Origin of the sequence: Peptoniphilus mikwangii, assembly GCF_000468535.1 — a bacterium.
GTDB lineage: Bacteria > Bacillota > Clostridia > Tissierellales > Peptoniphilaceae > Anaerosphaera > Anaerosphaera mikwangii.
Genome location: NZ_AUQY01000005.1, coordinates 1 through 23,997 on the forward strand (window position 1 = coordinate 1; position 23,997 = coordinate 23,997).

The window sequence follows — 23,997 nt, forward strand, 5'->3', positions numbered from 1 at the left end:
TTGTTATCGTTCCAGGTCTTTTCGCCTTCGACATCAATTGTTTTCTTTTCGTTTTTAACCACATAGAATATGGCCTCGCCTCCAACTATAGTTAACTCATGTTCCGTTCCGTCAAGTATATAACCCAAAGGAGCCTCTATTTCTTTAATCTTATACTTTCCGGGATCAAGTTTTGGAGAAACAGCTTCACCGTTAGCATCTGTAGTCAATTCAAAACTTGAACCGTCAGCAACTTTTGTAATTTTAAATTTCGCATTAGCTAATTTGGTTTGATTATCATCTGCATCAATTTTAATTATTTTGATTTTTTGATTTAAGTCACCCTGGCCGCCACCGCCGGCTTGTGCACTTAAAAAGTAGCCGCTAGATGAACCATTCTCTTCATTACTTGTAAAACTTCCTTTATTTTTCAATTTAAGCTGAGGAATATATGTGGATTTATATACCATCATAAATTGCTTACCACTGGTATTTCCAAGCATTTGGCTAAATTTAAACTCAAACTTAGTGTTGTTGTTTGAAAATGTTATATGATTTTTCAGTTGATTATAATTATAGGTCTTTATAATCTTTGTTGCGGCACCAAATTCATCCATTTCCACCTCTTTCAACTCAAAGGTGTCAGGTAGGTAATGAATTCCCGGAGGAAGACTTCCCGAATCCACAAAAAGCTCATCCTTTATTACCACATTGTTGAAATTTCCTTTTTTGTGGTTGATACGGAGAACCCATTGTGCCTGATTTTCATTTCCGTTTACCTTCTCGCCCCATTTGTTGAACACTTCATTATTGAGAGTGGGCTTTGGCCCTATGGGAACATCTATGCTGATGGAATTTCCCCCGATTGATACAGTAATAGTATTCGTCTGCCCCGCATTAATATTATGGTGCGCAAAGGTTGCTCCTAAATACATGTCTCCATGTATGTTTTCTCTATTCACTACATAATCTGTAAAAGTAACCTTTACTGTTCCTCCGCCTGCTTCACCATTAGAGTCAACATGTGCATTAGCAATTACAGTAGTACCATCCGGTGCATAAAGTGGAAAATCTACTACCGCTGCCGGTTGTGTCGGAAATTTAAACTGATTGGGCAGGGTGACAATAAAATAATCTCCCTCTTTTAATGTTTTTCCATAAGAACTTGCATCCCAATCCATTTCCAAACGGAACGTACTCCAATAGCCAAGCTGTGTTCCCGGAGGGATAGTATTGCCATCTTTATCCTTAATTTCAAACTTGGTAATTTTTACGTCTACACAGTTTAATGGTCCGGTATCTTTCGCTTCTCCAAGGAGATTTTGAAGTGCAACAGTCGCTTCTAAAACGAATTCTCCTTTTACATCTTCTTTCCCCTCTACAGCCTTCGTAAAAGTTACTTTTATGTTACCGCCTCCGGTTGATTCCGGTGTAACGACAGCCTTTGCAATAACATCTGTTCCGTCAGGAGTTGGTATATCAAATTCCCTGTCAGTGAAAATATATGTTTTCGGCAAAGTTACATTAAAGAAGTCTCCTTCTTTTAAGCCGGCACCATACATACTTGCATCCCATTCAATTGTCAACTGCACAGGTTTATTGATGTCAGGTATGTTCTCAAATATATTATGCTCCTCAGGTCCTATGATTTTCGTCGTTATATCTTTCAATGCTTCTTTTGTATCTTCAGGTACTTCAGGAATATTTTGAGGTGTAACAGTCGCTTCTAAAAATACTTCTCCTTTTACATCCTCTTTCCCCTCTACAGTATTAGTAAAAGTTACTTTTATGTTACCGCCTCCGGTCGGTTCAGGTGTAATTACAGCCTTTGCAATAACATCTGCATAGTCGGGAGTTGGTATATCAAATTCACCATAAGCGAAAACATATTCTTTCGGTAAAAGTACATTAAAGAAGTCTCCTTCTTTTAAGCCGGCATACATGCTTGCATCCCACTTCATTTTCAACTTCACTTGTTGATTGATATTGGATTCATCCTCCGGTGTATTTTCTTTCGGTGCAACTATTTCAGACACTGTAATTTCTGTCTTTACATCTTTCAATTCCTCTCTTATATCTTCAGATACTTCAGGAATATTTTGAGGTGCAACAGTCGCTTCTAAAAATACTTCTCCTTTTATATTATCTTTTTCCTCTACATACTTCGTAAAGGTTACTTTTATGTTACCGCCTCCAGTTGGTTCAGGTGTAATTACAGCCTTTGCAATAACATCTGCATAGTCGGGAGTTGGTATATCAAATTCCCCATAAGTAAAAATATATTCTTTCGGTAAAAGTACATTAAAGAAATCCCCTTCTTTTAAGTCGGCACCATACATACTTGCATCCCATTTAATTGTCAATTGCACTTGTTGATTGATGTCAGGTTCACCCACTGTAATTTCAGTTTTTACTTCAAGTCCAAGTTCGTTCTTTAAAATATTTCCCTCTTCCATACTTTTAATATTTTTTAAAAATTGTGGAATTGCATCTTCAGGCGACACTCTTACGTCAATATTTACATTATTTGAATTTGGCTGCACTTCACTCTTATTTTCAGATTCTGTTATTTCGTCATTCATATCAGCTTTTCCTATTTCCGGTAAGGCTTCTTTATCAGAATCTTCATTTTTTAATTCCGGTATTGCAGCTTCCAATTCGTTATTTTGAACTTCATTCTCATCCGGATATATGAAGTCCGGCTCCTCCATAGGTATCGGCTCTCCGTTTGGAGGTATAAAATTTGGAATCTGCTCTATAGGCATCATTTCGCCATGTGGCTGCATACCCCATCCCGGTGGATTTTGCATCATTTCGCCATGTGGCGGAAAATCAGGTGGTATTTCTCCCGGAAATACCTCTCCATGCATCGGCGGCATGAATCTTTGCATCTCATTAGCTTCCATTCCATTTAAATTGAAATTATCCATATTTGCATATGCAGATCCTGCCTGGAACAACACACTGCACATCATAATGAATGAAAGCATAAAAGATAGTATTTTCTTACTATTCATATAAAATCCTCCTACATATTTAATATTAATTATTAGTTAACTTTTATAATATCATCAAATAAGTATATTTTCAATCTAATTATCATACACTTATAAAAAACCGTTTAGTTTAACTGTAGAGATATATCAAACTTAAAAAATACTTTGACAACCAATTAAAAATTTTAAAATCAAGAATTGTTTTAATTTTCTTAATGTTTAATTTCTCATTTAATATTCAATTTATTAGTTTAATATTTCGTTCTTATAATCCCACTTTTTTGCTTTTTAATTAGATCTATTTTTGCTCTTTCCAACTCTTTATTTTTCTTTTATTTCACACTTATTCATCAATCTACATCTTTTCTTTAATTTCAATTTAATCATTATTTTATAATCTGATTTAAATTATTTTTCTTAAATTACGACCATATATTTAACAACTTTTTTCAATTTACCTCTTTACAAACTAATTTATTTATATTATACTAAGTACAGTTAGTGATATTAACTATCAATTAACTATATTACACCCATTTATGGCTAATGTTGCATAACATAGCTATACTAATTAATCTAAAGGATACCCCCCTTAAGATTAAAAATAAAATTTTATACCAGTCTTATTTTCCATCCTCTCCTTTCATATTCGTATGGACGGAAAATAAAAAAATTAAGGTTGAGTCCTCCCAAACTCAACCTTTTTTATTTTAATTTTATTTTATGATAACATTTGATGTTGCAATAATATTCACATTTGTATTACATACATTTTTTAAAACTATATAGCCTATTTCAACGGGCGCTTTTATTTGTACTCTATTTATTTCTTCCATTATATTAAATATTTTATCTTTGGGTATCGGCATTTCAGTTTTAACACTGACTATCGGCATTATTCCACCAATTACTCTTACGGTTGAACATACCATTCTCTTTGGATTCTTAACTTCATCTTTTGCATACAATTCTCCTCTTTTACAATTGTTTCCTTCAATTGATAAAAGATTTTTTTCATTATCCACTTTAAGCTTCATCATACAACCCATCGGACAGCTTATACAAGTCATATTTAATTCTTTCATTCCGCATCCTCCACAGATATTCTTATTTCTTTAAGTTCTCCATATTTTTTGAGTTCATCTCTCTTTATAATTATCTGTTCCATTTCTGCAGGAGCAAGTATTTTTTTCTTTTTTGTCATTATTTTTTCATCATTAAAATATACACAGATATTTTTATTTTTATATACGTTCAAAACTCTAAATCTCAATGTAATTTTTTCATTTTCATTTTGCTTATCTATATATTTCGGAACTATATATCTAACTCCATCTCTCGGAATTGTCACGATTTTTTCTCTTCCTTGTTTCATTCCGGATTTTACATATTTTGCTGCAAAAAATCCAGCCATGGCAGCTTCCTCTGAAACATAATCTACAAGATCATGAACATGCAATACGTTCCCGCATGCAAATACCCCGTCTATGTTTGTCATAAGATTATCCGATACTACAGGCCCTCTTGTCACAGGATCTATTTCTACTCCCATCATATTTGAAAGTTCATTTTCGGGTATTAATCCGCATGACAATAAAATTGTATCACAGCTGTAGTATTCTTCTGTTCCCTCAATTGTCCTTAATTTTTCGTCAACCTCCGCTATTACTACTCCTTCTACTCTATTTTTTCCCTTTATTTCAACTATTGTATAGCTAAGTTTTAAAGGAATATCATAATCATCTAAACACTGAACTATATTTCTCTTAAGTCCGCTTGAATAGGGCATAAGTTCCGCTACAACTTTTACTTTTGCCCCTTCAAGAGACATCCTTCTTGCCATTATAAGTCCTATATCACCTGAACCGAGTATTACCACTTCTTTTCCGGGCATTATGCCTTCCATATTTATAAGCCTTTGTGCCGTACCTGCCGTATAAATTCCTGCCGGTCTATATCCCGGTATATTAAGCGAACCTCGTGGCCTTTCTCTACACCCCATTGCAAGTATTACAGCTTTTGCTTTTATGTTTTCAATAGAGTTTTCATTCATTATTGTAAGTATTTTATCATTTGTTATATTTAAAACTATTGTACTCGGTAAATATTCTATATTTTTTTCTACAAGCTGTTTTACAAATCTATCTGCATATTCAGGTCCTGTTAATTCTTCCTTAAATGTGTGAAGTCCAAAACCGTTGTGTATACATTGATTTAAAATTCCTCCAAGCACTCTGTCTCTTTCTAAAAGCAATATACTTTCTATTCCGTCTTCTCTTGCTTTAATTGCAGCACTTAATCCGGCAGGGCCTCCTCCTACTATTACTATATCATATTCTCTCATGGCTATCCCTCACTTAGTATGACCGATTGCTACTTTTGATAAAGGTGAATTTTTCACAACTTCAGCTTCATCAATTCCCAATTCTCTTGCAAGTATTTGTATTATTTTCGGTGTACAAAATCCCGCCTGGCATCTTCCCGCCATTGCTCTTGTTCTTCTCTTAACTCCATCTAATGTTTTTGCACCGAGCGGTCTTCTTATTGCATCTATAATTTCAGCTTCCGTTACCTTTTCACATCTGCAAACTATTGAGCCATATTTAGGATTTTCAATTATTTTTTCAGAATGCTGTTTCATTGTCATATTTCTTGTAAATTCAATTCCCTTTCTTTTGGCGATAAAATTATCATTTATCTCAAACTTATATTTTTCTGAAAGTATTTTTGCCATCATTTTCCCGATTGCAGGAGATGCTGTGAGTCCCGGTGATTCAATTCCCGCAATGTCAAAAAAGTTTTCTGCATCTTTTACTTCGCCTATTATAAAATCATGTTTGTCTTCATGAGCTCTAAGTCCGCAAAATGATGTTATGACTAAATTAAACGGTATATTCTTTACAGATTTTTGTACTTCTTTAATTAAAGTGTCAAAATCTTCCTTGATTGTCGATGTATTTTCTTTATCTTCAATATCTACCGCTGTAGGACCTATCAATAAATTACCATCTACTGTAGGACTGGCAAGTATTCCCTTTCCTTTTGATGTGGGTAGTGGAAATACGGTGTGATTAATGTGTCCTTTTGCTTCCTTATCAAGCAGCAAATAATTACCCCTTCTTGCTGTTATATGGATTTTTTCATCTGAAACCATGTTGTGAAACACATCTGCATATACTCCGGCAGCATTTACTACTGCACGAGTCTGAAATATTTCATCTTTTGTGATTACATCCCAACCGTAGTTTCTCTTTTTTAGTTCTACTACCTCTTTATTAAATTTAAATTTCACTCCGTTTGTATGTGCGTTTTCCGCAAGTGCTATGTTTAAACTGAATGGACAAACTATTCCGGCAACTTTACAATGAAGCGCTGCTATTGCTTCATTTCCTATATTCGGCTCAAGTTCAAGGAGTCTTTTTCTGTCTATAACCTCAAGTCCATCAACTCCATTCATTTCCCCGCGTTTTTTAAGCTCGTGAAGTTTGGCTATTCCATCTTCCTCAAAACAAACTACAAGAGAACCTATTCTTTCAAACGGAAAATCAAGCTCTTCCGATAAATCTCCCATAATTTTATTTCCCTCTACATTCAGTTTAGCCATTAGCGAGCCTTCTTTTGCATCATATCCCCCATGCACAATTCCTGAATTTGCCTTTGATGTTCCGCTACAGACATCTTCTTCTTTTTCAAGTACCAAAAATTTTCCCTTATATCTTGAAAGCTCTCTTGCAGTTGCACTTCCGCTTACCCCTGCACCTATTATGATTACATCTATCATAGTTCTCTCCTTCCATAAAAAACGGCAAGACAAAACTACCTAAAGTTCTATCTTGCCAATCTCGTAATCTCACGGCTTACGCCCAATTCTTCGCACATTCTACCGCCTTATGCCAACGATTGAGCTTATCTATTCTATTTTTATCAGTCATATCAGGTTTAAAAACCTTATCTATTTTACAATTTTCTTTTAAATCTGTCAAATTTTTCCAAAATCCTGTTGCAAGCCCTGACAAATATGCAGCTCCAAGCGCCGTTGTTTCTACACATGACGGTCTTATTACATCACAATCTATTATATCTGATTGAAATTGCATTAAAAAATTATTTTTACTTGCTCCGCCATCCACTTTCAAGCTTTTTAAATTAAAACCGCAATCTTGTTCCATAGCGTTTAAGACATCATAAGATAAATACGCAAGTGACTCAAGAGTTGCTCTTATTATATGATATTTATTTACTCCTCTTGTCAGTCCAACTATTGCACCTCTTGCATATTGATCCCAATATGGAGCACCCAATCCCGTAAAAGCGGGAACTACATAGCAATCATTTGTATCTTTAACTTTTCTTGCCATATATTCGGAATCATCTGACGAATCTATCACTCTCAATTCATCTCTCAGCCATTGTATTGCGGAACCTGCAACAAATATGGAACCTTCAAGCGCATAATTTATTTTTCCGTCTAAACCCCACGCAATTGTAGTTACTAATCCGTTCTTACTAAAAATAGGCTTATTTCCTGTATTCATCAGCAAAAATGCACCCGTACCGTAAGTATTTTTTGCCTCTGCACTTTCAAAACATCCCTGACCGAATAGAGCTGATTGTTGATCTCCTATTGCAGATGCTATTGCAATTTCATCCCCTAAAAATTTCGATTCACTATATCCGTAAATTTCACTTGACGCTTTAACTTCAGGCAGCATTGTTTTTGGAATATCAAGCAGATTTAAAATTTCATCATCCCAGGTTAATGTATTTATATTGAATAACAGCGTCCTTGATGCGTTTGAATAATCTGTTACATGAACCTTCTTGCCGCTTAATTTCCATATTAACCATGTATCTACCGTACCAAATAATAATTCGCCGTTCTCAGCCTTTTCTCTTGCCCCTTTTACATTGTCTAAAATCCACTTTATTTTTGTTGCAGAAAAGTATGCATCAATTACAAGACCCGTCTTCTCTCTAAAAAAATTTGTAAGTCCCTTTTCTTTAAGCTCATCACAATATTTTGAAGTCCTTCTACATTGCCAAACTATTGCATTATAAACAGGTTCTCCTGTATTTTTATCCCATACTATTGTAGTTTCTCTTTGATTTGTTATTCCTATTGCAGCAATATCAGATGCATCCGCTCCAACTTTTGACATCGCTTCAACAGCAGTACCTATCTGTGTAGACCAAATTTCATTTGCATCATGTTCTACAAACCCCGGCAACGGAAAATATTGCATAAATTCCTTTTGGGCTGTTGATACAATATTTCCCTCTTTATCAAATAATATAGTCCTGCTGCTTGTAGTTCCGGCATCAAATGCCATGACATATTTTTTCATTATTTATCAAGCTCCCTTGCTATATCATATACAGAATTAAATTCATAGTCTGCTCTTATCTCTGAATTATTATACATTTGTCTTGTAGTTTCTCCCGAATATACTAATGCAGATTTTATATTCGAAGTTTCGGCTGTCTTAATATCAGTATATAATCTATCTCCCACTATAATGAGTTTACTTTTATCATATCCATATTTTTCGCATAAGGCACTTATTATCATTTCATTCGGCTTTCCTATGACAAGCGGCTTTATATTTGTTGACGCTTCTATAAACGCAATCATTGCGCCTGCATCCGGCATAAACTTTCCTTCTTCAAGCGGACAATTAAAATCCGGATGTGTTGCTATATAAAATCCCCTATCTCTAATTAAATCGCATGCCATCCACAGTTTTTCATACGTAAGTGTCGTGTCAAATCCGAGAACTACTAAATCAATATTATCCCTTGAATTATTTATTACATTAAATCCGGCTTCTGAAAAATAATTTTCCAAGCTCTCCGTTCCAAGTAAAAATATATTTTTGGCATCTTTATAATTTTTCTTTATATAAATTATAGTTGCATCTGCTGATGAAAAAATCTGTTCTTTAATGACAGGTATTTTTAACCTTGTAAGTTTTTTTACATAATCATCAGCGTTTTTTGAAGAATTGTTTGTCACAAATATATATTTCTTTTTATTTCTAATTAAGCTTTCAAAAAAATAATCCGCTCCGTCTATAAGCTTATCTCCAAGATACACAGTTCCATCCATATCCAGTAAAAAAACTTCAAAATCCTTAATCATCCGATCAACTCCGGTAAAAATGTAATTAATATCGGACAATATGTCACTATCAATAATACGACTAACAGTGCCAAAATAAACGGCCACACTTCTTTTACAAATCCGCCTATCGTACAGTTGGTTATTCCGCACACTGTAAACATCATTGAACCGAAAGGAGGTGTTATTCCCCCAAGCATTATATTTACTATAATTATCATACCGAAATGTAACGGATCAACTCCAAGTTGTACCATTAACGGTACTAAAAGCGGTGCTGTTATAACCATTGCAGCTCCACCCTCTATAAACATTCCAAGTATCAAAAGTATAACATTGCAGAATGCAAGCATTAAATATTTATTTGTTGTTATTCCGAGCATGGTTTGAGTAAGTTTTTGAGGTATTCCTTCCCAGCTCAAATAGTATCCGAATACATTTGCCGCAACTATTATAAGCACAACAGAACCTGTACCGTATACCGTTTCTTTAAATATTTCAATAAAATCGCTCCACTTAAGCTTTTTATATATAAATTTACCTACAATAACAGTATATAAAATTGCAATTGCTCCGGCTTCAGACGGAGTTATCATTCCTATTCTTATACTCGCTATTATCCCAAACGGAAATAACAATGCCCAGATTGATTTACCCGCCTGGGTAAAAATTTCTCCCGCTGTAGCTTTCTTTTCTCTTGTAGGACTATAATCTCTCTTATGAGCTATTAATGCAACTGTTATCATTAGTGCAACACTCATCAAAACTCCCGGAACATAACCTGCAATAAACATTTTACTTACAGAAACACTGGCTATTATTCCATAAATTATAAGATTTATTCCCGGAGGTATCACAGGTGTAACTGCTGATGATGCGGCAGTGATGGCTGAAGAAAATTCTTTTGAATATCCTTTTCTCTCCATTTCAGGCACAAGCATTTTAGCTTCCATAGCCGCATCCGCATTTGCAGAACCTGAAACCCCGCCCATGAGCAAACTTAAAACTATATTTACATGTCCAAGTCCGCCTTTTAAGTGTCCTGTGAGTACATCTGCAAATTCCATCAACTTTTCACTAATTCCTGAATAATTCATTATTGAACCTGCCATTATAAAAAACGGTATGGCAAGCAGAGAGAAATTTTGAGTACTGCTTACAAATTTTTGAAATACTAATACTGCACTTGTTCCTGAATCTATAAATAAAAAATAAAATAGCGTTGAGCCGAATAAGGCAAATACAATAGGAACGCTTGAAAAGTATAGTATTAATACTATAAGTATCGGAAGTAAAGATATAAAAGTAGTATTCATATAGATCCTCCCTTTAATTTTTTAGTATCTTTAAATAAAATTTGAATTGTCCTAAGTGTCATAAGTACAAATCCTATAACTATTGCAGAAGATATATATGCTGATGATATAGCAAGAACCGGTGTAGGTTTTTTATATGTTGTCTGAACATATTTTATGCTAAGTATTGTCAAAAATATCATTACTACAAGTAATATCAAATCCACAATTATTTGAACTATGTCTCTGTTCTTTCCGTTTAAATATTTTACTATCAGATCTATACCTATGTGCTGTCCTCTTTTATATGCTGCCGCAGCTCCTATATAAACCGTCCACACAAAACAGCCTGTTGCAACTTCCTCAGACCACGGTATCCCTGTTTTTAAAAAATATCTTGTAAAAATATTCAAAAGAACTAATATAAGAGTAACCATCATAAAAATTGATGATGTAATCTCTTCAAGATTTTTAAATAATTTTTTCAAAGTAGTAAGCCCTTTCTTTATAAATAATGGGGGAGAGACTCTCCCCCTATTACATTATTTCATTTTTGCAATTTCATCTAATAATTTTTGATAGATGTCAGGTGAAATTCCTTCCATTTTTTCAAATACTACCTTAGTTGCTTCTTGGAATGCCGGAAGATTTACTTCGTTAAATGCAATTCCCTTTTCTTCAAGATATTTTACTTGTGCATCATAATTTGTCTTAACATTTGATGTCATTTCTTGAGCGTTCTTTGTAAATTCTTCTTGAATTATTTCTTGATACTCTTTAGGAATTTTGTTAAATACATCTTTATTAATATAAATTCCGCAAGTTCCCAAGAAGTGCTTTGTAAGTCCTACATTTTTAACTACTTCAGCACTGCCGTTTGCAGTCATGGCATCTACTGTTCCTTCAAGTCCGTCTACAACGCCTTGTTGCACAGCACTTATAGTTTCTGAGAATGCCATTGGTGTAGCTGTTGCTCCCATTGCATTAATAGTATCAATAAAAATTTGACTTCCCGGAACTCTGATTTTCATTCCCTTTAAATCTGCAGGTTCTTTAATTTCCTTATTTGTCATCATATTTCTGAATCCAAATACATAGTCAAGTGCAAGAACTTTGATTCCATGTTCATCTTCAGCTTTCTTGATCATATCTTGAACAAGATCTGTCTTAATCATATTTGTATATTGATCAATATCAGAATAAATGAATGGTCCTACTAATGCTTTAAAGTCCGGTACATAGTCTCCTAAATAAGAAGGGTCTTCAACAGATATAAAATCCGCTCCGTTGTAAACTTGTTCCAAACCATCTTTATATGTCGGAAGTTGTCCTTGAGGATAAGTCTGAATTTCTACTGCCCCGTTAGTTCTCTCATAAATTGCCTTTGCTGCTGCATCTGTTGACTTTGTAAGTTGTTCTTCAGGAGCAAATACATGGCTTAGTTTAAGAACTATTTTAAAGTCCTTAATTTCTGCTGACTGTTCTTCTTTTGCAGGCTCATTTGCAGATGCCTGTTCTGCTGTGTTGTTCTTTTTACCGCATCCTACTGCAAGCAGCATAAGTGCAAGTAAAAGTCCTAATACTTTTGCTTTCTTCATTGATTTTTCCCCTTTCTAATTTTAATTTTATTATAAATAATAAAATCCTACTTAAAAGTTTTAATTACATCAGGATAATCTGTAATTAAAGCATCCACCCCCAAATCAAAGGTAGTTTTAAAATCATAAGGCTCCATTCCATACCAAACATTAATGCCTATTCCGTTGTCATGAAGTCCCTTAACCATTTCCTTATCTACTGCATAAGCTGCCGGATGATAGTATTCAACTCCAAGTTTTTTTACATATTCCCACGGCTTATTTAACCAACATGCTACTAAAAGTCCGCACTTTATATTTTTATCAATCTCTTTCATTTTCAATACACTGTTATGATTAAAAGACGAAATTATTATTTTATCTTGTATATCAAATTCTTTTATCATTCTGTAAACTTTTTCTTCTATTCCATCATACCAATATATTCCTGTTTTTAATTCTATGTTTGTAATTAATTTTTTATCCGAAATATATTCAAAGTACTCTCTTAATGTCGGAATTGCTTCAAATTCAATATCTTTATATAGGTTTGCAGCATTTGCACTTTTCAGCTCATCTAACGAAAAATCCATAATTCTTCCGCTCTTATCGGTTGTCCTGTCAAGCCTTTCATCATGAATTATGACTATTTCTCCATCTTTTGATAAATGTACATCAAATTCTATTCCGTCTGCTCCCGTTTCAACCGCTTTTTTAAATGCAAGCATTGTGTTTTCAGGGTATCTTGATTTAAAACCTCTGTGTGCTATATTTAACATAATACCTCCTATAAAAATTTAAATTTTACAATTTCGGATTCAGAACCTAAAAATTTCATAAATTCATCAGATTCATTTTCATTTCTCGAAAGATATTTAAGTGTTATCTTGAAAAAATCATCTGCATATCCAATATTCAGCGCTTTATAATCTATTGAATTAACGCTTAAATACATTCTCAAATTTTTTATAACTTCTGCACTGTTACAATCCACAACAACAGTGTATATTTTTCTTTTAAACTTAAAATATTCATTTCTGTATAAAAGAAATTGAATTATTACTATTAAAAATGTCCCCAAGAGTCCCATTATGTACAATCCGCTGCCAAAAGTCATTCCTATAATTGATGTCGTCCAAATCCCGGCAGCAGTTGTAAGACCGCTTATGGAATTATTCTTCACAAAAATTACTCCGGCTCCTAAAAATCCTATCCCGGATACAACTTGTGATGCAATTCTTGACGGATCAAAACCTGATACATCCGAAAATCCATATTTAGAAATTATCATTCCCAAACAGGAACCGAGCGCAACTATAATATGAGTTCTAACTCCTGCAAATTTATTTCTATTTTCTCTCTCATATCCTATTACTAATCCGCATAGGCATGAAACTATCACTCTTAAAAATAAATCTATATTAAAATAAAGTTCAAAAGTCATACTATCACCTACATATAAAAAAATAGCAAAAGTCCCTGATCAATAAAATTAATCAAAAACCTCCGCTCACTCTCTCATGGTTTTTTGAATGTTATCTACAATGAAAATTATATATTAAAAGTTTTTAAGTGTCAATTAAAGTCTCCATACTTTAGGGTTACTCGACGAGATTGCAACCGCACCTGATTTTAGTGCATTCATAGCATCTTCCTTATCGGAAATAAGTCCTCCCGCAATTACAGGAGTATCATTTTCGGATGTTACCTTCTTAATAATTTTAGGTATTACTCCGGGAAGTATTTCTACCATATCGGGCTTTGAAGTTTCTATATTTTTTTCCAAATTTTGAAGTGCTATCGAATCAAGAATAAACAATCTAAGCACAGTAAAAAGTGAAAGTTCTTTTGCTCTTTTTATATTTTTAGGTCTTGTAGAAATTATCCCGTCGGCTTTTGTATATTTCTTTATAAAATCAACAGCTACTTCTTTTGATGAAAGACCATCTATTAAATCAATATGTACTATTGCATACTTCCCGCACTCTTTGACCTTGCAAACCTCATCTGCTATATTCAATAAATCTCCGAAAAGTAAAAAAACTATCTTTGCATCTTCTTTAAGTGCAAGTCTCAGTTCATCTTCATTTTTTACAGCAAGTATTATTGGATTTTCCTCAATACATTGAATTATCTTTTTCCCTGACATAATATACCCCTACAAAATTATAACATTAAAGCTGTCACTTTTTATATATTTTTTCATAAAATCAAAATCAAGCAACAGCTTTAAAAATATCAGTTCATAAATGCTTTATATATGCTTTCTATTGCAGCTTCATAATCTTTAACATCAATTCCGACTATGATATTTAGCTCACTTGAGCCTTGAATAATCATTTGTACATTTATATTTCCATCTGCTAAAGATTTAAACAGCTTTGCAGAAACTCCTATACTATTTTTCATTCCTCTGCCCACAACCGTAACCAACGCTATACCGGATTTGATGCTTATTTTATCAGGATTACAAAATGTTTTAATTTCACTAAGCAATGTATCTTGTTTCCCGATTAAAAATTTATCAGCCACTATCAGCGAAATTGAATCTATTGATGTCGGCATATGCTCTAATACAATTCCATTTACCTCAAGCACACTCATAAGATTTCTATGAAAACTCTTATCGGAATTAAGTTTTATCTTTTCTATATTTATAACAGAAAAGTGTTTTCTGCCTGTAACTCCTGTAATTTCACCAAATGTATTTTCGGAAACATCGCCATCAGGTAATATTAATGTCCCTTTTGCATCAGGATTGAAAGTATTTTTTATCTCTATCGGAATTCCGGCAGCAGTTACAGGAAGTATCGCCTCCTCATGAAGCACCGATGCTCCGGCATAAGATAACTCTCGCAGCTCTTTATATGTTATAACTTTTATCTCCTTCGGATCTTTAACTATTCTTGGATCCGCACTTAAAAATCCGGTTACATCTGTCCAGTTCTCATATAAATTTGTCTTAACTCCCCTGGATATAATAGAACCGGTCAAGTCTCCGCCGCCACGTGAAAAAGTTCTTATATCTCCATTAGGCATCTTACCATAAAATCCCGGAATTACCGCACATTTATGACTGTCTCTCATTTTGTAAATTGCATCGTATGATTTTTGCTCGTCAAAATTTCCATTTTCATCAAAAAAAATCAGTTCTTTAGCATCTACAAAATCATAGCCTATAAGTTTCGATAAAATAAGTGCGTTTAAAAACTCTCCCCTGCTCGCAATATAATCCTTGCCATTTAAATTTATAAGATTATTATTTATCTCTTCAAAATATTCACTTAAATCAAGTTCTATTCCACATCCGTCAATAATTTCTCTATATTTATTAAATACTCTTTCAAGTATATCATTGAAATTTATCTTATGTTTTGCAAGATCGTAACATAAATACAAAAGATCTGTAACTTTCGTATCCTCGCTATTTGATTTACCGGGTGCGGAAGCAACTATATATTTTCTATCACTATCCGCATTGATGATTTCCTTTACTCTTAAAAATTGTTCACTATTGGCAAGTGATGTACCTCCAAATTTTGATACTATAATTTTCATAACACACCTCCATAAAAAAATTGTATATGCATTTAATACTTTAGTCAATAAAATAAATTTTAGTTTTTTTAAGAAAATAATACAATTTCACTTCAATATATTATATAATGTTGTTAATTTAAAAACTAAATTTATGAATGGAGAAATTATGGCAACACAAAAAGAAAAAAAATCACTATCAAACGGTGTATATGATTATTTAAAAACAAAAATACTTAATAATGAACTGTTACCTGGAGATAAATTAATTGAAATGGAAATTGCAAAAGAACTTGAAGTTTCGAGAACTCCTGTAAGAGAAGCTCTTGCAAAACTGTCAAAAGATGGACTTGCTGAAAACTTTCCGCGAAAGTCATACATAGTTTCAAAAATTTCTATGAAAGATGCAAGAGATCTGTACTCGGTAAGGACTGCCCTTGAACCTATGGCAGTTAGGGAAATTGCAGAAGAAGGTATCACAAACAGAACCGTCATACTTGAAAACATAATTTCAAAAATGACAAGAGCTTATGAAAACGGAGATCTTGAAACTGTAAAAGAACAAATTATTGAATGGAATATCTCTCTTATAAACTTAACTCAAAATCCTATTCTTAAAGACACACTTAATATCGTGAATGAAAAACTGTATAGATTTGCCAATTTTATCTTTAGAGATGAAAAAAATGTTAAAGATGTCTACACAGAAATTAATGCAATTTTTTCAGCAATCAAAAATCTTGACGGCGAAGGTGCATACAATATAAGTTATAAATATGTTTCAGGAATTTATCCTATGCTTGAAACTCAAAGTGACTATAAAATGTTTAGATTTTAGTAACTTTTTTTCGCAAAAAGTATTGACGAAATATACAATTGATAGTAAAATATATTTCGTTGTTACTCCTGCACCTTTAGCTCAGTTGGTAGAGCAACTGACTCTTAATCAGTGGGCCCACGGTTCGAGTCCGTGAAGGTGCACCATATAAAACCTTGAAATTTAATAGTTTCAAGGTTTTTTATTTTATAGCATATTAACATAAATATTAAATAGCTACAAACTCGGAAAGCTGTTCCGCTTTCGTTAAAAAATTAAATAAGATACCAAAATCAAAGTATTCGGAAAAATGAAAGATACGAAAATTATGATATAAGAAACAAAGAATATGTAATTCATTATATTTAACAAAGTATTGATTTCAGAAGTTTTGACTACTTTGAAAAATTAACAGTACACCTGAACAAATATTTATTTTCAACTAACAACATAAAAAAGACTTAGATTTCATTCCAAGTCTTAATCTAACTGTTCAGTTTTTTATGGATTTCATCATAATCCGGCATATATTTTTTTATTTCCGTATAGAATTTTTTTGAATGATTTGCTATCTTGAGATGTACCAGTTCATGTAATACAACTGATTCAATTTCATCTATAGGTCTTTTTGCAAGATACAAGTTTAAATTTATAAGCTTTCTATCTGGATAACAAGTCCCCCAACGTGCATTCATTTTTCTTATTTTAAATTCTCTCTGCATTAACCCTGTAAGCTTATTATACTTTTCAAAAATCATCGGTAAAATTTTCAAAAGCTCCTTCTTGTATAATAACTCCAACTTTTCTTCGGTATCTATATTTTCAACAAGCATCTCATCTAATCTTTTCCCGAATAAATAGATAATCTTATTTCCAATATCATTTTGATATTTCATATTTCTCTTCAAACTTATCATTTCTTCAAGCTGTATCTTATTTTTTTCGATAAAATTCATTATAATTTCTCTATTCATATTCTCAGGTGCAGATACCAAAAGAGCCTCAGCAGTTGCTGAAACCCTCAATGTCTTTATGTTTTTTTTATTTATTATAATTTCATATTCCATATTAAAGCACCGGAGAGAGAAGTCTGCTTATTCCCTCTTTTACCTTTATGATTATATTTCTATTTTCATAATCTGAAAGAGTTAATTCAGTTGATTTTTTTACATCTCTATTAAAATCTTCTACAAGCTGTCTATTTAATTCCGCATCAAAGACAAATGCATTAACTTCAAAATTCAACTCAAATGAACGAATATCAAAGTTCGCAGTTCCCACACTCGATATATAATCATCACAGCATATTACTTTTGTGTGTAAAAAACCTTCTTCATAAAAATACGCCTTTGCTCCCCATTGCAACAACTCTCCTATAAATGAAAGTGATGCCCAATGTACAAAAAAATGGTCTCTTTTTCTCGGTATCATTATATTTACCTGACATCCGGATAATGATGCAACTTTCAGTGCATTTAAAAGTCCTTCGTCCGGAACAAAATAAGGAGTCTGAATGTATATGTTCTTTTTAGCTCTTGTTATAATTTTCTCGTATCCATTTCTAATTGAATTTACTTTTGTATCGGGACCGCTTGTAACAATACATATCTCTTTATCAGCACCTTCCCTGTATAAATACTCGGGAAGTAATGAAATAAATCCGCCGTCATATCTGTCGGATGCATATCTATAATCAAGGAAAAATCTGAATTGGAGTCCTCTTACCGCATCTCCTGCAATTCTGAGGTGTGTATCTCTCCAAAAACCGAACTTTTTATTTTCGGATACATATTCATCTCCTATATTAAGTCCTCCAACATATCCTATCTTATGATCTATGACGACAATTTTTCTGTGATTTCTAAAATTTATTCTTGTGTTTATTGTTTTAAAAATCCCCGGGAAAAATATTTCAACCTTAACTCCGTTTGCAATTAATTTTTTTCTGTCTCCGGGTTTAAAACCTCTTGCCCCCATTCCATCTACAAGCAAAATTACTTCAAGTCCCTCTTTTGCCTTTTGAACCAACAGATCCATAACTTTTTTGCCCAGATTATCCGACTTGAAAATATATGACTCAAGATATATTGAATTCTTTGCAGCTCTCATATCTTTAAAAAGACTTTCAAACATATCTTTTCCATTGTTAAATTTTACAATCTCATTATTTCTATATAGGATTTCATCCTCTCCGTGATTAAACATCTCAATTATTTCAACATATCTTTTAGTCTTTTCCTTTAGAGATATTTTTCCGGATTTTATCATACTAAGCTGCACTTTTGCTATTTGATTCATTTTTTTAAAGGCTTTTCCCTTTTTATCGAACATTCTTTTCCGAGATAAATCCTGTCCTAAAATCAAATATAAAAGAAATCCCAATATCGGAAGAAAGTTTATAGTCATTACCCACAATAAGGTAGATATAGGTTTACGCTTCTCTATAAAAACAATTACAAGAGAAAACACTATATTTATTATAAAAATAAACCCATATAGCTCCACAAATCTTATTATTGTTTCTATATAATCCTTTAAAAACATAAAATCACCGTTATTTTAAATACTTTTTAGACTTGTACCTTGTCTGTGAATTCAAAATTTGTTTTCTGATTCTGAATGTGGAAGGAGTAACCTCAATAAGTTCATCATCTTCAATAAATTCAAGAGCTTCCTCCAAGCTCATACTCTTTTTAGGTGAAAGCTTTAATGCCTCATCCGAACCGGATGCCCTTACGTTTGACTGTTTCTTTGTCTTGGTTACTGAAACTTCAATTTCAACTCCTTTAGGAGATTGTCCTACAACCTGACCTTCATATACATTTTCACCGGGTTCTACAAATAAAAGACCTCTATCCTGTGCATTGTTAAGTCCGTATGCAGATGCAACGCCTGTATCAAATGAAACTATTGATGCATCAACTCTTCGCGGTATATCTCCTTTATACAATTCATATCCGTCAAAAATAGAATTTAATATGCCGTTTCCTTTAGTATCTGTTAAAAATTCGTTTCTGTATCCTATAAGACCTCTGGCAGGCATTCTAAATTCAAGCCTTGCATATCCGCCGGTAGGTTCTTGCATAGCAACAAGCTCAGCTTTTCTGCGTCCAAGCTTTTCTATAACTGAACCTGCAAACTCACTTGATACATCTATTGTAACATATTCCATAGGTTCAAGTTTTTTTCCGTTTTCTTCTTTAAATAAAACCTGCGGCTTTGATACCTGAAATTCATATCCCTCACGACGCATATTTTCTATTAACACACTTAAATGAAGTTCTCCTCTTCCCGATACTTTAAAACTGTCAGTGGTAGATGTCTCTTCAACTCTAAGACTTACATCAGTTTGAAGTTCTCTGAAAAGTCTTGATCTGATTTGTCTTGATGTCAAAAATTTTCCATCTTTCCCCGCAAACGGAGAATCATTTACAGAAAAGTTCATGGAAATTGTCGGTTCCGAAATTTTTACGAATTCAAGTGGAGTAGGATCATTTATAGAACAAATCGTATCTCCTATATTTATATCCTCTATTCCTGAGACTGCTACAATCGAACCGGCTCTTGCAATAGAAACCGGAACTCTTTCAAGTCCTTCATATTCATAAATCTGAGATATTTTTACTTTTTTAGGTTCAAGTGCCGCCTGTGCATTTGTAAGAACAACACTGTCTCCCTCTTTAAATACTCCTCTTTCAACTTTTCCTACACCAATTCTTCCTACATATTCATTGTAATCAATGGTAGAAATTAAAAGCTGAAACGGAGAATCTTCATCACCTGCAGGTGCAGGTATATAATCTATGACAGTATCAAAAAGAACATTCATATTTTCAGTGCTATCCCCTAAATTTTTCATAGCTATACCTTGTTTTGCAGATGTATATACAAAAGGACACTCAAGTGTATCTTCATCAGCGCCGAGATCTATAAATAAATCAAGTACCTCATCTACAACTTCCTCAGGCCTTGCTCCGGGTCTGTCAATTTTATTTACACACACAATTACGGGAAGCTTTAATTCAAACGCCTTTTTAAGTACAAACTTGGTTTGAGGCATGGGGCCTTCAAAGGCATCAACCAATAAAACTACACCGTTTACCATCTTTAAAACACGTTCAACTTCTCCGCCGAAATCTGCATGTCCGGGAGTATCAATGATATTTATTTTTACATCACCGTATTTTACGGATGTATTTTTAGAAAGAATGGTTATACCTCTTTCTCTTTCAATATCGTTTGAATCCATAACACGATCTTCAACAACCTGATTTTCTCTAAATACACCCGATTGTTTTAAAAGTGCATCTACAAGAGTGGTCTTGCCATGATCAACATGGGCTATTATAGCAATATTACGAACATCTTCTCTAAATTTATTCATTTTTATTCACATCCAATCTATTTCAACACTAAATTATAACATAGACTTATAGTATATTGTAATGATTTGTAAATAATAAGTAATTTTTTTTCAAAAAAATAGTACCTTTGATATCAAAAGTACTATTTTAGAATAAAATTGCAATATAAATTATAAACTAACTCTTTTTGTAACGATTATTTCATTTTTATTAAAAACCAAATCATCGGTAAGTGCTCTTACCAATATAAGACCTCTGCCGGAACATTTCAGACTGTTATAGTCATAAGAATCAAAGTCGAATTTAACTCCGCACCCTTCGTCAGAAACTCTTATAGTTATGGAATCTGAATGCAACACAATTTCAAGGCATACACATTTGCATTTATCTTTTTTATTTCCGTGTAAAACACCATTTACCATAAGCTCATCAAGTATTAATCTTATATCATATATGGTTTCTTCATCGCATATGTATTTCTTTAAGCTATATAAAATATCTTCCAAAAATATTCTCAGCTCATCTAAATCACTACAGATAGAGCCGTTAAATCTGTACAACGCACTCATATTCCACCTCCTTTGATTTATTTTTACCCTTTCATCTTTTAATTAAACTAAACAAAGTACTATTTGTCTTAAAATTTATGTTTTAATAATTTTATATTTATAAAAAATATATGTTATTTTTGGAAAAAAGGGTATAATATAACTGATAATTTGAAAATGTGAAAGGAGAATTTAAAATGCAAAAATACGAATGTACTCTATGTGGTTATATTTATGATCCTGAACTTGGCGATGAAGAAGGGGAAATCGAAGCAGGTACAGCTTTTGAAGATCTTCCTGAAGATTGGGAATGTCCTCTATGCGGAGCAGGAAAAGAAGATTTTGAACCATATGAAGATTAATAAAAATTATAAGGAGTGTGTTATAACACACTCCTTTTTTAATTATTAACTACAATTTTAATTTTTACACATTTAAAGCTGTTTATTGCCGTCTAAATAATTAAAATATATTCGCAAAAATGATATTCCCGCAAAAATCAGCGCAAGTCCTATTCCCGTATAAAATACAGCGATAAATTTTGACGAGACTAATCCCGATGAGCGTAACCAAATGCCGCCTCCCATCATAAAAACCATAATACCATACGATCTCAAGTCAAAAAAATACCAAAACGGTTTTATGTCCTCCTCATATGAATGTATACGCCTTGAATGTTTTAAACTCATCTTATAAAACATAACACTGAACGCCGAAAATACTATCAGTGATAAAAGTAAATTAATTAAAGAAACTTTCTCAATCAGTTTATGAGCATTTATTCCAAGTCTTGCAACATTTACGCCCGCAATTATCCAAACAACTCCGGCTATCGCTAAAAGATTTCGCTTTTTTACTCCGAATTTAAGACATCTTTTCATAAAAATTTTTCAACCTCTTACTATTTTTGAGTGCTACCAACAAAAGAATTATGCCGACACCGACTAATATATGTCCTATTCCTGCAATTCCGGAGCAGCATCAACTTTCGATGAAAGTAAAATATTTAAAACCTGCAAAACACCGCGAACTACCATCATAACAATTGTTATGGCAACACCGATATTATAGACATAGATAAAAATATTAAATGACTTTTGTTCATGAAGATTATTATTTTCGGCAAATAATGCAACAATCAAAAACAACATCATTCCAAGTAAAAATAAATGTGTATGCACTTTTCCAAGTACGGTAACTCCGGAAAATTCATTCCATTTAGTAACCTCTCTATAAAATATTCCACCTATCATAGCTATAATAGCATATATTAAAGAAAAATTTAAATATTTTTTCATCTTAATTCCCCTTTCATAGAATTATATCCAATAAGTACAGTCCATACATAAGCACATGTTTTAGGAATCATAAGTATTCCCACAACAGGTATGGAATCTGAAAGTAAAACTACCGGAATATAAAAACCAAAACTCAAAACAATAGTTATCCATAAAAATCGAAATTTATAATCATTTCTCTGTTTTGCACTTTGATAAAAAATAACTACAATTAAAACCCCTAAAATTGTAAACGGAATATTCCTGTAAATTCCCCAAGACAGAGGAGGTGTTATACTCAGCCATTTATTTTGCGGCATAAGACAAAGAATAATACGAGAAATCGCACATATCCATACGGTTATAGTTAATTCTCTCCTTCCTGTAATCTGATAACGTTCACGCCATACATAGTACAACAGCACATAAAAAAGTGTCATAGTAACAGAGGTAATCAGCTTTCCTACTCCAAGAGCAAAAGTATATTCCTCAAGTCCTGCTGTACATAAAGCAACTGCTCGTGGAACTAAATGAAATGCATCTCCAAATCCTAAAACTACAGCCATTATTCCATACAAAAGATACTGCCTTTTTCCGTTACTTTCTCTTATAATTTTTACACCCAAGAAAATAACCGTACATAAATAAATAAAATCAAAAATCGTTTCAAAAACAGCTTGCATTGTAAACATCTCCTTATATTTTGAACTTTGTTCAATATAAGCCCCATAAAATCTCGCCACAAAATAACGGCGAGATTTTAATGTGAATATATTGTGCGTTTAATAACTTCCAAAAGTGTATCACAACTCTTCTTCTTTTGTACCAACAGACAAATTACACTTGACAGTATAAAATCAATAAAATCGGATTCGGTGAATTCATTCGAAAAAATACTCTTACCGACATACTTGTCACTATGTAATGAGCATAACATTTTTTCTTTTATCTGGGCGATATAATGCTCCATACAATCACGAGCTCTATTTTGACCCTTAGTTGAAAAACTGATTGAATGAATTGTAAAGAAATTCGGATATTTTTTTATTCCCAATTGAATCTGTTTAAAACATTGATCTATGTATTCAGGAAAAGACAAATTATTTATTCCGCTATCACTTAATTGAAATATATCTTCCCATACACTTTCAATAGTCGCAATTAATAAATCATTTTTTGACGGAAAATAATAATATAGTGAACCAAGTGCAACTTCACAATTTTTTGCTACTGTACGCATATTCAAAGAAGAAAGACCTTTTTCCGATACTAACTTTCTACAATTTTCTAAAATAGCTTCCTTAGATGTTACAGAAGTATTCATAATAAATCCTCCTTACTCCAACTTGAACAATGTTCAATTATATTTTAATTAATTATTTTAATATTGTCAATATACAAATACAAAATTAATACCATTTCAAAGGTCATAATAAATTGAACTTTTTAATAAATTTATCTTGTTTTCATTTTATTCAGCATAACATAA

Annotated in this window: 23 protein-coding genes and 1 tRNA gene; 3 read left to right on the forward strand and 21 right to left on the reverse strand. The window is 32.8% G+C overall.

Going from position 1 to position 23,997, the window contains the following annotated elements:
- From M915_RS07310 to M915_RS05050, 13 genes are all read right to left on the reverse strand, one after another.
- Nucleotides 1-2,996: Ig-like domain-containing protein (locus M915_RS07310; protein ID WP_235043765.1), on the reverse strand; the 2,996-nt coding region annotated here is incomplete at its 3' end.
- A 695-nt stretch (nt 2,997-3,691) separates the two neighbouring features.
- Entirely contained in the window at nt 3,692-4,060 is a 369-nt protein-coding gene (locus M915_RS04995) for a DUF1667 domain-containing protein (protein ID WP_009221374.1), read from the reverse strand.
- The gene (locus M915_RS05000; RefSeq protein WP_036730130.1) at nt 4,057-5,319 is read right to left on the reverse strand and encodes an NAD(P)/FAD-dependent oxidoreductase; all 1,263 of its coding nucleotides are present in this window, start codon (nt 5,317-5,319) and stop codon (nt 4,057-4,059) included. Before M915_RS05000 ends, M915_RS04995 begins: the two co-directional genes overlap by 4 nt.
- 9 nt (nt 5,320-5,328) lie before the next feature.
- Nucleotides 5,329-6,756, reverse strand: coding sequence for an NAD(P)/FAD-dependent oxidoreductase (locus tag M915_RS05005; RefSeq protein ID WP_036730132.1), 1,428 nt, complete (start codon nt 6,754-6,756; stop codon nt 5,329-5,331).
- Between the two features lie 76 nt (nt 6,757-6,832).
- The gene (glpK, locus tag M915_RS05010; protein WP_009221377.1) at nt 6,833-8,320 is read right to left on the reverse strand and encodes a glycerol kinase GlpK; all 1,488 of its coding nucleotides are present in this window, start codon (nt 8,318-8,320) and stop codon (nt 6,833-6,835) included.
- Nucleotides 8,320-9,114, reverse strand: a complete 795-nt coding sequence (locus tag M915_RS05015; RefSeq protein ID WP_036730134.1) for an HAD-IIA family hydrolase — start codon at nt 9,112-9,114, stop codon at nt 8,320-8,322. Before M915_RS05015 ends, glpK begins: the two co-directional genes overlap by 1 nt.
- Nucleotides 9,111-10,409 carry a TRAP transporter large permease gene (locus M915_RS05020; protein ID WP_009221379.1) on the reverse strand — a complete coding sequence of 433 codons (1,299 nt, stop codon included), beginning with the start codon at nt 10,407-10,409 and terminating at the stop codon, nt 9,111-9,113. The genes M915_RS05015 and M915_RS05020 overlap by 4 nt, the downstream gene beginning before the upstream one ends.
- Nucleotides 10,406-10,876, reverse strand: a complete 471-nt coding sequence (locus tag M915_RS05025; protein WP_036730135.1) for a TRAP transporter small permease — start codon at nt 10,874-10,876, stop codon at nt 10,406-10,408. The genes M915_RS05020 and M915_RS05025 overlap by 4 nt, the downstream gene beginning before the upstream one ends.
- Nucleotides 10,877-10,930: 54 nt before the next feature.
- Entirely contained in the window at nt 10,931-11,986 is a 1,056-nt protein-coding gene (locus tag M915_RS05030) for a C4-dicarboxylate TRAP transporter substrate-binding protein (protein ID WP_036730137.1), read from the reverse strand.
- Nucleotides 11,987-12,033: 47 nt separating this feature from the next.
- The gene (locus M915_RS05035; RefSeq protein WP_036730139.1) at nt 12,034-12,744 is read right to left on the reverse strand and encodes a glycerophosphodiester phosphodiesterase; all 711 of its coding nucleotides are present in this window, start codon (nt 12,742-12,744) and stop codon (nt 12,034-12,036) included.
- A gap of 8 nt (nt 12,745-12,752) precedes the next feature.
- The gene (locus tag M915_RS05040) at nt 12,753-13,409 is read right to left on the reverse strand and encodes an MgtC/SapB family protein (protein WP_036730141.1); all 657 of its coding nucleotides are present in this window, start codon (nt 13,407-13,409) and stop codon (nt 12,753-12,755) included.
- A 135-nt stretch (nt 13,410-13,544) separates the two neighbouring features.
- Nucleotides 13,545-14,114: a glycerol-3-phosphate responsive antiterminator gene (locus M915_RS05045; RefSeq protein ID WP_036730143.1), complete on the reverse strand. Its 570-nt coding sequence runs from the start codon at nt 14,112-14,114 to the stop codon at nt 13,545-13,547.
- An 89-nt stretch (nt 14,115-14,203) separates the two neighbouring features.
- Nucleotides 14,204-15,523, reverse strand: coding sequence for an aspartate kinase (locus M915_RS05050; RefSeq protein WP_036730145.1), 1,320 nt, complete (start codon nt 15,521-15,523; stop codon nt 14,204-14,206).
- 148 nt (nt 15,524-15,671) lie between these two features.
- On the opposite strand from M915_RS05050, the gene M915_RS05055 reads away from it, so the two are divergent.
- Both M915_RS05055 and M915_RS05060 read left to right on the forward strand, forming a co-directional pair.
- On the forward strand, nt 15,672-16,340 hold the full coding sequence (locus M915_RS05055) for a GntR family transcriptional regulator (protein ID WP_036730674.1): 669 nt from the start codon (nt 15,672-15,674) through the stop codon (nt 16,338-16,340).
- 70 nt (nt 16,341-16,410) lie between these two features.
- Nucleotides 16,411-16,486: transfer RNA gene (locus M915_RS05060), tRNA-Lys, on the forward strand.
- Nucleotides 16,487-16,804: 318 nt separating this feature from the next.
- Here M915_RS05060 and M915_RS05065 read toward each other — a convergent pair.
- The 4 genes from M915_RS05065 to M915_RS05080 all read right to left on the reverse strand — a co-directional run bounded on the left by M915_RS05065 (nt 16,805) and on the right by M915_RS05080 (nt 21,252).
- Nucleotides 16,805-17,386: a M48 family metallopeptidase gene (locus M915_RS05065; protein WP_009221387.1), complete on the reverse strand. Its 582-nt coding sequence runs from the start codon at nt 17,384-17,386 to the stop codon at nt 16,805-16,807.
- Between the two features lies 1 nt (nt 17,387).
- Nucleotides 17,388-18,863, reverse strand: a complete 1,476-nt coding sequence (gene cls, locus M915_RS05070; protein ID WP_051259802.1) for a cardiolipin synthase — start codon at nt 18,861-18,863, stop codon at nt 17,388-17,390.
- A 10-nt stretch (nt 18,864-18,873) separates the two neighbouring features.
- The gene (gene typA, locus M915_RS05075; protein WP_036730148.1) at nt 18,874-20,703 is read right to left on the reverse strand and encodes a translational GTPase TypA; all 1,830 of its coding nucleotides are present in this window, start codon (nt 20,701-20,703) and stop codon (nt 18,874-18,876) included.
- A gap of 150 nt (nt 20,704-20,853) precedes the next feature.
- Nucleotides 20,854-21,252 (reverse strand): ATP-binding protein, encoded by a 399-nt coding sequence (locus M915_RS05080; RefSeq protein ID WP_009221390.1) that lies wholly within the window; start codon nt 21,250-21,252, stop codon nt 20,854-20,856.
- Between the two features lie 176 nt (nt 21,253-21,428).
- Here M915_RS05080 and rd point away from each other — a divergent pair, with 176 nt between their 5' ends.
- Entirely contained in the window at nt 21,429-21,593 is a 165-nt protein-coding gene (gene rd / locus M915_RS05085) for a rubredoxin (protein WP_036730150.1), read from the forward strand.
- Nucleotides 21,594-21,665: 72 nt separating this feature from the next.
- Here rd and M915_RS05090 read toward each other — a convergent pair whose 3' ends face one another.
- From M915_RS05090 to M915_RS05105, 4 genes are all read right to left on the reverse strand, one after another.
- Nucleotides 21,666-22,112 carry a hypothetical protein gene (locus M915_RS05090; RefSeq protein WP_009221392.1) on the reverse strand — a complete coding sequence of 149 codons (447 nt, stop codon included), beginning with the start codon at nt 22,110-22,112 and terminating at the stop codon, nt 21,666-21,668.
- A gap of 75 nt (nt 22,113-22,187) precedes the next feature.
- On the reverse strand, nt 22,188-22,529 hold the full coding sequence (locus tag M915_RS05095) for a DUF2871 domain-containing protein (RefSeq protein WP_235043766.1): 342 nt from the start codon (nt 22,527-22,529) through the stop codon (nt 22,188-22,190).
- Nucleotides 22,526-23,191 carry a hypothetical protein gene (locus M915_RS05100; RefSeq protein ID WP_036730152.1) on the reverse strand — a complete coding sequence of 222 codons (666 nt, stop codon included), beginning with the start codon at nt 23,189-23,191 and terminating at the stop codon, nt 22,526-22,528. Before M915_RS05100 ends, M915_RS05095 begins: the two co-directional genes overlap by 4 nt.
- 77 nt (nt 23,192-23,268) lie before the next feature.
- Nucleotides 23,269-23,832, reverse strand: coding sequence for a TetR/AcrR family transcriptional regulator (locus M915_RS05105; RefSeq protein WP_009221395.1), 564 nt, complete (start codon nt 23,830-23,832; stop codon nt 23,269-23,271).
- Between the last annotated feature and the right edge of the window lie 165 nt (nt 23,833-23,997).

Bases quoted from the DNA above. Each gene is read 5' to 3' on its own strand.
- M915_RS04995 (WP_009221374.1), bottom strand. From the start codon at position 4,060: ATGAAAGAATTAAATATGACTTGTATAAGCTGTCCGATGGGTTGTATG.
- M915_RS05000 (WP_036730130.1), bottom strand. From the start codon at position 5,319: ATGAGAGAATATGATATAGTAATAGTAGGAGGAGGCCCTGCCGGATTA.
- M915_RS05005 (WP_036730132.1), bottom strand. From the start codon at position 6,756: ATGATAGATGTAATCATAATAGGTGCAGGGGTAAGCGGAAGTGCAACT.
- glpK (WP_009221377.1), bottom strand. From the start codon at position 8,320: ATGAAAAAATATGTCATGGCATTTGATGCCGGAACTACAAGCAGCAGG.
- M915_RS05015 (WP_036730134.1), bottom strand. From the start codon at position 9,114: ATGATTAAGGATTTTGAAGTTTTTTTACTGGATATGGATGGAACTGTG.
- M915_RS05020 (WP_009221379.1), bottom strand. From the start codon at position 10,409: ATGAATACTACTTTTATATCTTTACTTCCGATACTTATAGTATTAATA.
- M915_RS05030 (WP_036730137.1), bottom strand. From the start codon at position 11,986: ATGAAGAAAGCAAAAGTATTAGGACTTTTACTTGCACTTATGCTGCTT.
- M915_RS05035 (WP_036730139.1), bottom strand. From the start codon at position 12,744: ATGTTAAATATAGCACACAGAGGTTTTAAATCAAGATACCCTGAAAAC.
- M915_RS05040 (WP_036730141.1), bottom strand. From the start codon at position 13,409: ATGACTTTTGAACTTTATTTTAATATAGATTTATTTTTAAGAGTGATA.
- M915_RS05045 (WP_036730143.1), bottom strand. From the start codon at position 14,114: ATGTCAGGGAAAAAGATAATTCAATGTATTGAGGAAAATCCAATAATA.
- M915_RS05050 (WP_036730145.1), bottom strand. From the start codon at position 15,523: ATGAAAATTATAGTATCAAAATTTGGAGGTACATCACTTGCCAATAGT.
- M915_RS05055 (WP_036730674.1), top strand. From the start codon at position 15,672: ATGGCAACACAAAAAGAAAAAAAATCACTATCAAACGGTGTATATGAT.
- M915_RS05065 (WP_009221387.1), bottom strand. From the start codon at position 17,386: ATGGAATATGAAATTATAATAAATAAAAAAAACATAAAGACATTGAGG.
- cls (WP_051259802.1), bottom strand. From the start codon at position 18,863: ATGTTTTTAAAGGATTATATAGAAACAATAATAAGATTTGTGGAGCTA.
- typA (WP_036730148.1), bottom strand. From the start codon at position 20,703: ATGAATAAATTTAGAGAAGATGTTCGTAATATTGCTATAATAGCCCAT.
- M915_RS05080 (WP_009221390.1), bottom strand. From the start codon at position 21,252: ATGAGTGCGTTGTACAGATTTAACGGCTCTATCTGTAGTGATTTAGAT.
- rd (WP_036730150.1), top strand. From the start codon at position 21,429: ATGCAAAAATACGAATGTACTCTATGTGGTTATATTTATGATCCTGAA.
- M915_RS05090 (WP_009221392.1), bottom strand. From the start codon at position 22,112: ATGAAAAGATGTCTTAAATTCGGAGTAAAAAAGCGAAATCTTTTAGCG.
- M915_RS05095 (WP_235043766.1), bottom strand. From the start codon at position 22,529: ATGAAAAAATATTTAAATTTTTCTTTAATATATGCTATTATAGCTATG.
- M915_RS05100 (WP_036730152.1), bottom strand. From the start codon at position 23,191: ATGCAAGCTGTTTTTGAAACGATTTTTGATTTTATTTATTTATGTACG.
- M915_RS05105 (WP_009221395.1), bottom strand. From the start codon at position 23,832: ATGAATACTTCTGTAACATCTAAGGAAGCTATTTTAGAAAATTGTAGA.